Annotated in this window: 11 protein-coding genes; 5 read left to right on the plus strand and 6 right to left on the minus strand. The window is 40.6% G+C overall.

Going from position 1 to position 13,579, the window contains the following annotated elements:
* Positions 1-82: 82 nt before the first annotated feature.
* Genes CLV32_RS11835 through CLV32_RS11850 form a run of 4 tightly spaced genes read right to left on the minus strand, consistent with a single transcriptional unit; the run spans position 83 to position 3,817 of the window.
* On the minus strand, positions 83-1,246 hold the full coding sequence (locus CLV32_RS11835) for a hypothetical protein (protein WP_133555769.1): 1,164 nt from the start codon (positions 1,244-1,246) through the stop codon (positions 83-85).
* A gap of 12 nt (positions 1,247-1,258) precedes the next feature.
* Entirely contained in the window at positions 1,259-1,498 is a 240-nt protein-coding gene (locus CLV32_RS11840) for a hypothetical protein (protein ID WP_133555770.1), read from the minus strand.
* Between the two features lie 10 nt (positions 1,499-1,508).
* Entirely contained in the window at positions 1,509-2,510 is a 1,002-nt protein-coding gene (locus tag CLV32_RS11845) for an SPFH domain-containing protein (RefSeq protein WP_133555772.1), read from the minus strand.
* A 2-nt stretch (positions 2,511-2,512) separates the two neighbouring features.
* The gene (locus CLV32_RS11850) at positions 2,513-3,817 is read right to left on the minus strand and encodes a hypothetical protein (protein ID WP_133555774.1); all 1,305 of its coding nucleotides are present in this window, start codon (positions 3,815-3,817) and stop codon (positions 2,513-2,515) included.
* Positions 3,818-3,947: 130 nt separating this feature from the next.
* Between CLV32_RS11850 and CLV32_RS11855 the strand changes: the two genes are divergently transcribed.
* The gene (locus CLV32_RS11855; protein WP_166641939.1) at positions 3,948-5,072 is read left to right on the plus strand and encodes a WG repeat-containing protein; all 1,125 of its coding nucleotides are present in this window, start codon (positions 3,948-3,950) and stop codon (positions 5,070-5,072) included.
* Between the two features lie 32 nt (positions 5,073-5,104).
* Here the strand turns inward: CLV32_RS11855 and CLV32_RS11860 are convergent, their stop codons facing one another.
* Together CLV32_RS11860 and CLV32_RS11865 are read right to left on the minus strand one after the other, a co-directional pair.
* Entirely contained in the window at positions 5,105-5,563 is a 459-nt protein-coding gene (locus CLV32_RS11860; protein ID WP_133555778.1) for a hypothetical protein, read from the minus strand.
* Positions 5,564-6,050: 487 nt separating this feature from the next.
* Positions 6,051-6,281: a hypothetical protein gene (locus CLV32_RS11865; protein WP_133555780.1), complete on the minus strand. Its 231-nt coding sequence runs from the start codon at positions 6,279-6,281 to the stop codon at positions 6,051-6,053.
* A gap of 161 nt (positions 6,282-6,442) precedes the next feature.
* Here CLV32_RS11865 and CLV32_RS11870 point away from each other — a divergent pair, with 161 nt between their 5' ends.
* From CLV32_RS11870 to CLV32_RS11885, 4 genes are all read left to right on the plus strand, one after another.
* Positions 6,443-8,056, plus strand: coding sequence for a tetratricopeptide repeat protein (locus tag CLV32_RS11870; protein WP_133555782.1), 1,614 nt, complete (start codon positions 6,443-6,445; stop codon positions 8,054-8,056).
* 269 nt (positions 8,057-8,325) lie between these two features.
* Positions 8,326-11,103, plus strand: a complete 2,778-nt coding sequence (locus tag CLV32_RS11875; RefSeq protein ID WP_133555784.1) for a TonB-dependent receptor — start codon at positions 8,326-8,328, stop codon at positions 11,101-11,103.
* A gap of 26 nt (positions 11,104-11,129) precedes the next feature.
* Positions 11,130-12,392, plus strand: coding sequence for a right-handed parallel beta-helix repeat-containing protein (locus CLV32_RS11880; protein ID WP_133555786.1), 1,263 nt, complete (start codon positions 11,130-11,132; stop codon positions 12,390-12,392).
* 2 nt (positions 12,393-12,394) lie between these two features.
* A complete protein-coding gene (locus CLV32_RS11885) occupies positions 12,395-13,459 on the plus strand; it encodes a phytase (protein WP_133555788.1) in 1,065 nt (354 codons plus the stop codon).
* Positions 13,460-13,579: the final 120 nt, after the last annotated feature.

Here is a 13,579-nt window from a genome sequence, read left to right on the forward strand (position 1 = left end):
TATAACACAGATCGGGTTTTATTACATTTAAACATTTCAGGAATATTCATGCATTTTACCCCGGCCAGGCGGGATATCCTGACTACTGACTACGGTCAAGCTGGTAGTCGCTCACAATCTTTCCTTCAGGAGAAATCACCAATATACCGGAAATATAATCCTGATCTGAGCCCGAGGAATACTCAATGGCAAAACCTTCCTTACATCTCGCACCACTATCGTAGTAAAAACTTTTTGCTGGTAAGGACCAGATGATTTTGCCTGTATTGATGTCAATGCTTTGGAGCATTTTTGGTGCTTGAGGACTTGCTGTTGCACCAGAAGCGATAATGAGGCTTTGTTTATCCTGGTAAACAATTTCAGGCCGAAAATATTTTCTATCGGGACTGATGTTTGTGGAAGCTTTAGGTGTCATTTTAAGCAACTCATCGTTTGTAAACTTAAAGGAAATATCGGGTTGTATAACTTTTAAGGCACTGTCTTTTCCGTCATATTCGGTAGTGAGCACATCGCTTTTCGGAATATAGAAATACTTGTGGCCATCGTTGGTTAACAGATCCAGGTAATCTTCATTCAATGAAATAGTCGCTATTCCTACACTTAGCTCTGGATGGTTTTTAAATAGTGATTTGGTTACTTCTACCAGTTTATCAGCCTCGCGGTCTATTGTGAAAAGCCTTGCTCCGGGATATAACATATAAATTGTTCCGTCGTTGAAAACCTGAAAGGAGGGGAAGTAATCGTCGAGTCTCCGGATGCGCGACATCAATAGGTCATCTTTCATTATTTTTTTACTGATCGGATCAATAAATAGCACATGTGTGTTTACATAGTCATTACTTTGGTTTTCATCTTCGATAAACTCCCGACCGATACGCATGTAAACGGCTTTGCCGGTATTTGTATTCTGATAAACAATACTACCCGCGCTGCCGAAATTATATTTAGCCTCTGTTGTTACTGGTGAGGCAGGGCTGGAATTGCTTCTCGAAAAGATGTTGATCAACAGGATTGTTAGTATTACTATCGCGACGATGACAACGCCCAGTGTACGGCTTCTTTTTCCATCTGCTAAAATATTGCCTTGTGGTGGTACTGAAGTGTTTCTGATGTTAATATTAATATCATCATTGTCAAGAAAATATTCTGTGCCGCAGTTATCACAGCGAAAATAGTCTGGCTTGAGTTCTGTCTTCTTAACGCTTCCGCATTTGGGACATTGGATTGCCTTGATGTTTTTAGCCATAGGGAGCTTTAATTATTGTTTTGGGTGTGCACGGTTGCCGATCTTATTGTTATAGACCTGATCGGCTTTTCGGAAGAAACCACCATAGATAACCAGTAGAATAACGATGGCAATGCCAAGTACGAAAAGGGTAGCATTGCTGCGTATGATCGTATCAAGATTAACGATCTGGATTTTCCAGATGTTAAGTACAACAATAGTAACAAAAAGAACAATGAATATGATGGTAATAACGCCAATGAGCTTTTTCATAATGCAGGGTTTAGAGCTTATTCAGCCATTCTTTTTTCTTCATATCAAACTCTTCCTGGGTGATGATCTGTTCATCAAGCAACAGCTTTAATTGTTTCAGTTTGGCTACAGGATCGGAAGTATCTGCGTTAAGCTGTTCATCTTTTGCAGTATTGAATGTTTTGCCAAGATCCATGCCTACACCCAGTTGAAGGCCTGCGCCCGCCAATCCACCTTCATTTCTAGCAGCATCACGCAACGCTTTGAGTTTTTCAAGTTCTACGTAAGTTAATCCGCCTTCGCCGGCAGCCATAGCCTCAGCCGTGATATCGGCTATCTTATCAATCCGCGATTTTGTTCCGGCATCAAAGACAGTTCCATTTAGCTGAAAGTCGGTAAGCTCAAATCCCAGTGTGGCTAGTTCCGGTTTAAGTTGCTCCTGAATGTGGCCTGACAAGGCTGGCAGTTCTGCATCAATTTGTTGATAAGAAATTCGATTTTGGGCAAGTACGGAGGTTAGTTGCTGCGGGAATCGACTTTGCAGCAGGTCGCGTGCCTCCTGCACTGTATAAACATGTTTTGATCCGATTACGTTGCTGAACAAGTGTTCAAGATCAGCGATGCGAAAAGAAAAGCTTCCATTTGCCCCAAGCTCTACAGGAATCTTGTACACCGGATCAATGTATTTAATGGATTGTGATGTTCCCCAACCCTGGTTCACATTTTCTGCAGTCCGGTAAAACCAGATCTTCAGCTTATGTTCACTTTCAAAAAATGTGCGGAGCTTGAGCAGCGTTGTAATGAAGGGGTGATTATCTGTTTCCAGGTTGTAAATACCCGCTTCGTTAAGATGGTCGGTAACCTTTCCTTCATAAACTAAGATCGCACCCTGGCCTGGAGATAAAATGAGTTTTCCGGCATTTTTGAGTTCATCGTTTTCTGACGGGAACTTCCAGACGAGTAGATCTGGTTGCTGGTCTTTCCATTCTATGACCTGTGAAAGTTGATTTCTGAAAAAATTGCCGATTCCCATTGTTAGCTGATTTTAAATTTTCTTATTAATTTTCCGTCCATGCCGATCACATAGATTTCATTGTAGGTTTTCAGGATAAATCCACCTGCATATCGGCTGGTCTGCTCATCAAAGCTTATCTTTTCTGTAAAGGGAAGGGTAAAAATGATGGCACCAGTATTGGCGTTTAGGCATTGAACTGAGCTGTTAGCATCCTCTGCTGCTGTAGCACTCATGCTCAGCAAGACAAAATCTTTATCGGTATACAGAATTTTTGTGGCGAAATATTTTCTGCCTGGCGTTAAGTCTTTATAGGATATGACCAGCTTTTCGCCAAATCGGAAGTCGCTCTTATATTTTCCATAATAATTGTAATGGTCAGACACTTCGAACCAGGGCCAGTCTTTAGGGCCACCAGCGTTATCTTTTTGGGTGAACCTGATCAATTTAGATTCCTCGTCGGGATAATCTGAGCTTACGCCACTAAACGTAAAATAGGTCTTTGTTTTGGCATTCGGATCCTTGGTGGCGATATCAAGTTGAGCTTGGCGGTAGGCTTTATCGTTGTACACCTTACCATTTATAGGGAAATAATAGTAGTGCTTGCCTTCATTGCTCATGATACTGAAACCATCGCCATTGCGATCACCAACAAATTCTGCTTTGGCAATGCCACTTGAAAATTCCGGGTAACGGTTAGCCATAATTTGGTTTAAACTTTCCAACGCCTTGTTGCTTGTGTTGAGCTTAAAAATTGTTCTATCATTGGTAATGGCGTAAATCTCACCGTTACTAAAATTCATAAATTCTACCTCGTCCCTGTCGGTTGTAGGTATATTGGGGAGCCGCTCTACCTTTACTTCTTTCTCTGTAAGGGGGTCATAAAAAGCGATGTATTTACCTGATTTCTTGGCTTGCTCATCATTATCATAATCGCGTTGCCCAAAGATTACAACTACTGGTTTTCCTGCAGCGTCAGTGTAGGTTGTCAGATCTCTATCTGACCATCTAAAGACTTCTTTGGATGCGGTAGGCGATTCTGAGGTTGAATACTGGTTGGCAGGCTTACTGCTAAAAAATTGACTGATGATGAATCCAGAAAAAAACAGAAGAAGGAGTATGCCGACTACTATTGAGGGAGTTTTTGAGGGAGTATTATTTGCGAGTGGTGCGTTATTGTAATTGACGTTATGGGTAATCGTGACGTCGTCATTTTCGATATAATACTCCGTATCGCAGTTCAGACATTTGAAATAGTCCTTTCGAAGCTCCACCTTTTTTGTTGAGCCACATTTTGGACATTGTACTGCTTTAATTTCTCTTGCCATGTACCAGATAAACAATAAGTGCTGAGATAAGTTTGATAACCAGTTTATAGAAATTATCCCGACCTTTAAATTAAGCTTAGAAGATATGTGAGGCTGCAATGGCATGCGTATGTGGTGTAAATATTATTTGATGAACAGTAAAAAAATGTATGGCTTACTAGTTGGAATGACGTTTTGTCTGTTGCTGCTTGGCAAGCCTGTTCTAGCCCAGCAAGTTCCGGTTTGGTACAGCTTTACCGACTCTAAACAAGAATTGATCGGCTATAAAGACGCATCAGGTAAGGTGAAAATTCCTGCTCAGTTTGGGGGTTTTACAAGAGCGGGGATATTTAGGAACATCATAGCGGTAATGGATCCTAAGACCTATAAATCGTATTATCTTTTAAAAGATGGACGAGCGGTTGCGCGGGATAGTAGCTATATATTCGACTTTACTTTTGATTGTGAACAGGAGGGCAAAATCAGGTTCCGCGATCCTAAAACAGATCAGGTTGGTTATCTTGATAAGCATGGAAAAGTGGCGATTAGTGCCTTATATAATGATGCAAGGCCATTTTATAATGGAGTGGCAGTTGTGTTGTATAATGGAACGCGATTTTGCCCTGATGGAAGTTTATACGACGCAAAGCACCCATGCGAGCATTGGAGCTGGGCTGGGGTGACGGCATTAATCGATACGGCTGCTGAGGTTATCATCGATAGTCTGGATTATAATATGCTCGATCATCTGAACTGGTATTCCATGCAAATACGTGATAAACCGGCCGATACAACATTTCGCGATTCTTTTAAAGCTAAAGATGGGCGCTACTATACGTTTAGCAACTATGAGAAAGAGTTTAAATACTGGTTTTATAATGATTATATAAAGAGCCTTGCTGGTAAATCTGGCCAGCATACTTTCGATCTTGTAAGTATTGAGGGGCTTTCCGGAAGAACGCTTAGAAAATCTTACTCCCGGAAATCATTTCATACTCAATATCAGCAAGTATTAATAAAAAAGATGTCGCACATTCGGCCCGATAATAAGGATTTACAGATTATACCTGAGGAGTTGAATTACATGATCTATACCCAGACATTGTATAAATCTTTCTATACTGATTGTGGTGAAGCTAACAATGCTCAATATCCATTGTTCGATGTAGTTGTCAGTTTCGGAACAGGCGCTACCAGTTATCAGGAACGATATTCTTTTTTGCACACAACATCAGGATATAAACTTATAGCAGTGAGTTGGAAACACCTCAATTGACAAAAATCAAAAATTTAATTTTGTCCTTTCGGCTAGAGTTGCATTTCTTCAAAAGAGGCTAATTTTAGATTTTCATCGTGTTGTTTCAGAATAATAAGATATACTCTGTTCAATTGGGTCAGCATTAGATCTACAAGAACACTGTCATTCCTCGTTTCAAAACGTTTAATTTCGATATAAGGTAAAGGGCGTTTTATGTTTTCTAGCGTTATTCCAACAGTTTGGTCAACCCATTTTGACTTTTTTCCTTTAAATACAATTGTGGGCGAATTCGGAATTTGCTTCGATTTAACAATTAAAAGTGGCTCTTTTCCAAAGTATTTCGGAAAATTTTCATGATCTCTAAAGATACGTTCAAAGCTAAATAATAAAGCTTCAGCAGTATCAATAGGATAATGTTTTTTGATGAGTTTGTTCTCACTTATCTCTAGCGTTGTAGGATTTTGGCAGCTAAGTAAAAATAGGCAAATTAAGAAGGCTATATATTTCATCAGTTCGCTTTATAGAGATTAAATTTCTCGGAAGTAGCTGCAGCATTTATCCCCTTTATCCCAATTAGCTTCCGAATAGTTTTTATAGAATTAATACTCACATACGCTTTTGTACTAATCGTATTTAAACCAGTCGAGCCTTTCAGTACTTCAGACTCAAAGTATGCTTTTGCCGAATTAATGCTAAGTTCGTCTTTCCTAATCTGATTTAATGTGTATGTTCCTTTTTGCAGCTGTTGAATATTGTCAAAAAAACGAGTATTGAGAAACTCCTATGGAGATTTTTCATGATACGATTGAGATTGCGTTAAATATTTGGTAAAAATAAATATAAAATGGAGATCTCAAATAAGTTAAAGACAACGTTCGAATTGTGCACAGAACATTGTCAACAACATATGCTTTTTAACAAAAACATAGTAACCCCTGCCTAATATCGGCAACTAGAGTAATCCATACATTCTTAAAATAACTGTTGAGCTATGGGTTAAGCATTTAATACTTCGAAACCGCCGTAGCTCAACATCTCAGCGTTATGCGAAACAATCAGATTTAATTCTAACCTGTCGATCAAATCCTTGGCTTGGGTAATGTTCCTGTGCATGTCTCTGATACCACGGATCTCAACACCTTTAAGCATAACCTTAAATTTGGTTGGTTGAAACTTATCAAGAAATTGCTGTAAGTCGGCGCTGATTTTTACTTGTGTGTTTTCCATAAAATTTAATCTTGCGATATGCGCAAAGTAAGATACATAATTTTAACTAATTGCTTAGTCTATGTTATCTTATTAGTTTTCAACATAACAATAACGTAACCCTACCCTGAGGTTGTTGTGTTAACATTAACTTAACAAGTAAACCCTTTCTTTGAACCCTAATGAGAACATCTTCGGTTTACATCTTGCTATTCCTTATCAATTTTTGCTTTGTTAATCTGTTGAAAGCTCAAAGTGAAACATCAGAAAGTATCAATATGCTATTACAGCAACGGCCGGACTCAGCCTTATCGGTATTAAGGAAGAAATACAATACAGCACTCGATAAAAACGACAGGGTGTCTGAGGGTTTGGCCCTTCAGCAAATGGGGAATGTTTGTTACAATCAGGGACACTACAGTCAGGCTATGGAGTTCTATCTCCACGCAGACAGTATTTACACAGAACTTAACAAGCCAGAGCTCCTGGCAGGTAACCTTGGTGAGATGGGTGTGTTGTATTATTATAATAAGCAACTCAATAAAGCAAGATTAACCTATAATAAAGCATTAACGATTTACAATCAAACGGGGAATTTGAAAGGTCAGGCGCAAATCCTGGGTAACATTGGCCATTCGTATGAGAAACGTCAGCAGTACGACAGTGCTTTTTATTACCAGCACCTCGCATTGAAGCGCTACACCCAGGCAGGCTTTAAACAGGGAGCGGCAAAGATTTATGAAAATCTAGGTAGCATTTATGAAGATCTGGCAAAATATGATTCTGCTTATGTAAGTTTCAGTCAGTCGCTACAACTATATAAAGAAGAGCACAATGAGATTGGGAGTATTGAAGTAATCAATAATCTGGGCGACATACTCCGTAAAACAGGTAAGTATCCGGAAAGCATTGCGCAAACACGGATTGCACTGAGACTTGCCGAAAAAACAGGAAATATGTATCAGGTGGCTTCGGCATGTAGGGATCTGGGGCGTACCTACGATCTGATGCATCAGATGGATAGTGCCTACCGTTACGCTGAACTCAGTCGTAAATACTCATTGGACCTTTATTCGCAGGATGGGGTGAAACAAACCACTTTTCTTCAGGTCTTGTATGATATCAATAAGAAAAGTGACGAGATTGCTCGCTTAAACAACATCCGAAAGGTAAACCGCATTACTGGGGTTGCGGTAGCAGTAGTAATTGTATTAATCATCATTTTAGGAGTTGTAATCTTCTCCAGGCAGCGATTTAAACTCCGTGTCCAGGAAAACCAGGCGCGCCAGAAAGCTGCCGAACATGAAGTAGTTAAACTGGAACTCAAAAACCAGCAGTTGGAAGAGTCTACCTTAAAACAGCAGTTGGATATCAAAAGCAGGGAGCTTTCTACCCATACACTTAATTTAATCAAGAACAACCAGTTCCTGGAGCACCTGCGTAGCACGCTGCAGGCTATGGTAAAAGAAGAAAAACGCGATCAAAAGAAGCAAATGCAGCAACTGATTAGCGAGATCAATGAAAGTTTTAACCATGAGCAACACTGGAAAGAATTTACGGTTGCATTTGAGCAGGTTCACCAGGAGTTCTTTGATAGCTTAAAGCAATTTAGTACCCAACTGACTTCTACCGATATGCGGTTGATCGCATTGCTCAAGATGAACCTGGACTCTTCAGACATCGCTACACTGCTCGGAATCTCGACAGATAGCCTAAGGGTTTCGCGCTACCGCTTACGTAAAAAACTCAATATTGCGCAGGGAGACAATCTCACTGCATTCGTTCAAAAGCTGTAACTGACCGTTACACGCAACAGCACTATTTGACCATTTCAGGCTCAAATGGGAGGCTTAACATTATCTTAATGTAACGGTAATAAAATGGTAACGGAGGTTTTGTGATTATATAATTGCCTTTTTTTCAGTGTCTTAAAGTATTATGTTGCCTTTTGATATACGTTACTTGTAACGGTGTTCACGTTATGTAACGCTCAAGATTCTTTTTTGATTTGAATGTAACACACTTTTGCGACGGCGTTTAAAAAATGTAGCGCTACCAAACAGCAATGAATAAACTTTTACAAATCTTATTTCCTTTACTTTTCTGTGTCATCACTGCGAATGCCACAAAAATTAAAGGTCACGTGTATGATAAAAAATCCGGTGAAGCCCTCGTTGGTGCAACCGTGGTTTTAGAGAAGACGGGCAAGTCGGCCTCTACAGGGCTGGATGGAACGTTCGAAATCAAAGATGCACCGATAGGTAAACACACTATCCGCGTTTCTTATGTGACCTACACTACTATCGTTCAGGAAATCACTATCCAGAAAGAAGACAATGATCACCTGAAGTTTTATATGGAAAGTGCATCTGACTTAAATGAAGTAGTAGTTCGTGCAACAGCTGCTGGGTCTAACGACCGTGATGCGCGTCGTATTGAGCAAAATGCCAATCAGGTGATGAACATTGTTTCAGGCCGTGCAATAGAGATTTCTCCGGATTTAACGGTTGCCAATGTGATGCAACGTGTGTCTGGTGTTTCTTTAGAGCGGAATAGCAATGGTGATGGTCAGTATGCCATTCTCCGCGGTATGGACAAGCGTTATAACTATACATTGGTAAACGGCGTAAAGATTCCCAGTCCGGATAACAAATACAGATATGTTCCCCTGGATCTTTTTCCTTCGGACCTGTTAGACCGATTAGAAGTGTACAAAACTTTAACGCCAAATCTTGAAGGTGATGCGATTGGCGGTGCGGTAAATATGGTGATGAAAAATGCGCCTGATCAACTACAGATCAATGCCAATATTGCCACCGGATATAGCCAGTTGTTCTTCGACAGAGATTTCACCAGCTTCAAGGCTTCTGATATCAGTTCTAAATCGCCTTACGAGATTAATGGTAGAACCTATAATGCTACGCAAAAGGATTTTACTAAAGGAACTTTAGATTATACCTCTAAAAAACCTGCACCTAATCTGATCGGAAGTATGTCGATCGGTCAGCGTTTCCTGAATAACAAACTTGGGGTTATCGTTGCCGGTAGTTACCAGAACACTTATCGCGGAAGCAACAGTACTTTCTACAATTCTTCAGTAACGGGTACCGACCAATATGCAGTAATCACCAGCAAAAGCTATCGCGAGTATTCTGAGCAGCAACAACGTTTAGGTTTGCATGGTAAAGTGGATTATGTTTTTGACGATAATAACAAGATCAGTTTATACAACGTTTACGTAAACTTGAAAAATCAGCAATTGCGTGATGCATTTGGTACTTCATATAATGGGGTGTATAATCCTACTGCAGGTAATGCAGAGGTTAGCTATACTACCCGTAGTCGCTTAACAGAGCAACAGATTTATAACAGCACCCTGCATGGTGATCATAAATTCTTTGACGACCGCTTTAAAGTTCAATGGTCTGCAGTTTATGCATCGGCAAAAAATGATGTTCCTGATAACACAACCATTAGCTTAAATGGTTTACAACAAAACTTCCAGAGCAGACGTACTACCCTGGTAAATACCTCTCCTGTACAACGCCGTTGGGAACGTAACACTGATGACGACAAAGCAGGCTATTTAGACCTTACCTATGCTTTGATTCGTGGCGATCAGAAACTGGACCTGCAAATCGGTGGCTTATATCGCGATAAACAACGCAGTAGTTTCTTTAACCAATATACACTTTCGCCTTCGGCTGCTGATGCAACTAAGGTTTATGGTGTAGATTACCAGAATTATACTGATCTGAACTTGGTTGTAACCAACCCTACTGGTGCAGTTTCTAACCCGTTAACATATGATGCCACAGAGAAAACAACTGCTGGTTACGGAATGCTGACTTATACAGATGCGAAATTGGAGTTAATTGGTGGTGCCCGTGTAGAGCATACCAATCAAGGTTATAATTTACTATTTCCTGCAGGTGAGACCAATCCTAAAGGCAGTCAGATTTATACCGATCTATTGCCTAGCTTGACTGCTAAATATCACCTTACTGAGAAAGCTCAGTTACATGCTTCTTATTATAAAGCGTTAAATCGCCCGGGATTTTATGAAATCGTTCCAAGTAAAATTGTAAATGAGGAGTTTCAGGAACGTGGTAATCCAAACCTGAAACGCGCGCTTGCTGATAACTACGATTTGCGTTACGAATTGTTCCCAGGCGCTTCGGAGCAACTATTGGTTGGTGCTTTCTACAAACGTATTAAGGATCCGATCGAATATACTTTCCAGGCTGATGCCACACGTGGTCAGGATATCTATTATACACCTGGTAACTTTGGTACGGCTAAAAACTACGGACTGGAAGCTGATTATATTAAGTTCTTCAACAAGGTTGGTTTGAAAGCGAACTATACATATACCCACTCCCGCATCACGACGCCAAAAACATCGAGGAGGATCAATGCTGCAACAGGTAACATCGAGGCTTTTCAGGTAGACCAGACCAGACCTTTATTTGGCCAGTCAGAGCACATCGGCAATTTATCGTTGCTTTATAAAGACACCAAACATGGATGGGATCTGCAACTGGCAGGTGCTTACACAGGTGAACGTATCAATACCATCTCTCAGTTCCTGAACAATGATCTTTGGCAAAAAGGATTTATCCAGATGGATGCTTCTGCAGAAAAGAGATTCAAAAGTGGTGTGAGCGTTTTTGTTAAAGCAAATAACATTTTAAATACGCCAACAGAACTGTTTATCAAAGGTACAAATGCAGAAAACAGTAAGATTGCGGAAGACCTCGTAAAAGACGGTCATACCCTGATCCGCAAAGATCTGTATGGACAGAATTACCTGATTGGTGTACGTTATAAATTCAATAAATAAGCAATTCCCATTTCAAATTAAATAACATGAAATTAAGACAGATTTTTACAGTAGCCATGCTTTCAGCGATCGCTTTCGCTGGCTGTGAGAAAGCAAACATCGACGTGGATACCACGGCAATTGATGGCTCTGCAACAGGAGAGGTTTCCGGTGTATGGGCAAAAGGAAGTATCCACCTGATTAAAGGTGACGTGATCATCCCCGAAGGGAAATCATTGACTATCGAAGAAGGTGTTACGGTATTGATGGATACCATCGCTAAACCTGAATTTATTGTGAAAGGTAACCTATATTCTTTGGGTACCACAGAGAACCCGGTAAGATTTACGGTATTAGACAGCTACAAAACAACGGCTAAAAGATTCGGTAAATTGTGGGGTGGAATTTTATGTGGACCAACTGCTGTTGAAGTGGTATTGGATCACACCATCCTGGAATACGGTGGTAGTACTACCTCTGATGCGTCAAGCTCGGTAAAAATGGGTTTGTACAAGGCCGTTGCCGGAGAAAACTTGCCGGCACTTTGGTTTGCCAATGCTAATGGCAAATTAATTGTTCAAAACTCTATTATCCGTAACTTCCAGGAAGATTGTACTTACATTGAAGGCGGAAAGATTATTTTCGCGAACAACATGTTCTACACAACTGGTGTGACGGGTGGTGAGGCAATGAACTTCAAATCCGGATGTTTAGCTGATGTGGCCAATAATTTGGTATACAGTGCTAATACGAATGCCTTGAAATTGTCTAACGCAGGTGATAAAACGCCTCAGGCTTATATCATTGCCTATAACAATACTTTTGTGAATACAGGCTGGAGAAGACCAACGGCTAAAGGTGGCTCAGTATGGATTGAAGCAACTGTGCGTACTGAATTGTATAATAACATTTTCGCAAATACCCGTTTTGGTGTAAAAAGAGATCCAAAGAAACCTGAAGACAGTCGCTCTAAATACAGTAACAACTGGTATTTCGGTTTCGATCAGACTACAGTGAACCAGTTCCAGCCAGGAAGCAACGATGTAGTTGCCGGTACCAACGATGTGATCAGCAAAGTGGCTAATGACAATGACCCTAAATTTGTAAATTACCCTACCAATACTGCAGTATTGAACGCTGATTTTAACACAGCATGGGATTTCCATCTGCAAGGAAACTCTGCTGCGTTAACGAAAGGAACGACCGCGTTTACGCGTCACCATAAAGCAGGTATCACTACTGCAAACGGAATAACTTATGTATCTCCTGAGCCTTCTGTAATTGTTGGGGCTTATGGCACTAAAATCTAAGTATGAATAAAAAAGAATTGATTTACCTGTTGTTCCTTGGCTTGTCGGTATCGGCATGTAAGGTACAGCAGGTTGCACAAAATGCAATAAAACCGGCTATAATTACTGAACCGGTAAAATATGATACTGATGATCCTGCAATCTGGATCAATAAAGCTGACCCCTCTAAAAGTATTGTGATCGGTACTGATAAAGATGCTGATGGCGCGTTGTACGTGTTCGATCTACAGGGAAAAATTATCCAGGATAAAGTTGTCCGCGGATTGCAAAGACCCAATAATGTTGACCTTGCCTATGGTTTAAAGTTGAATGGTAAGCCAACCGATATCGCCATCACTACGGAGCGCATGACGCACAAGCTGCGCATATTCTCTGTGCCCGACATGAAGCCTGTTGATAACGGGGGTATTCCTGTTTTTGAAGGCGAAACTGAAGCGGAGTATCGGGACCTGATGGGGATTTCAATTTATACTGCTAAAGATGGTAAAATGTATGCTATTGTTGGTCGCAAAACCGGACCTACTACCGGCGGTTATTTATGGCAATATTTACTCGGTGACGATGGCACGGGAAACGTGAAAGCTACTCTTGTCCGTAAGTTTGGTGAATACAGTGGCAAGAAGGAAATCGAATCTATAGCGGTCGACAACGAGCTTGGTTACATTTACTATTCGGACGAGCAGACGGGCGTCAGACAGTATTATGCGGATCCTGAAAAGGGAAATCAACAATTGGCTATCTTTGGTACAACTGGTTTTAAGGTAGATCATGAAGGAATTTCGATCTATAAGCTGGATGGGAAAACCGGCTATATATTGGTGTCTGACCAAGGTGCTAACCGCTTCCAGATCTTCAGCAGGGAGGGTACAAAAGAAAATCCTTTTGAGCACAGGCTCTTGAAGATCGCTGATGTACAGGCCACACAAAGCGACGGTTCTGATGTTGTTAATGTTCCTTTAAATGATACGTTTAAACATGGACTTTTTGTAGTCATGAGTGATGATAAGACTTTTCATTATTACCGGTGGGAAGATATTGCCGGCAAAGAACTGAAGGTAAAAAAATAAGATCTTATTTACTTAAACCGCCTGCTTTGATCAGTCAAAGCAGGCGGTTTTTTTCCATAGCCAGGCTGACGTTTGCAAAGTTCACAATAGCTTAACCTGCAATCCTTACTTTTACATCTT

It is taken from the genome of Pedobacter duraquae, from assembly GCF_004362245.1.
Classification (GTDB): domain Bacteria; phylum Bacteroidota; class Bacteroidia; order Sphingobacteriales; family Sphingobacteriaceae; genus Pedobacter; species Pedobacter duraquae.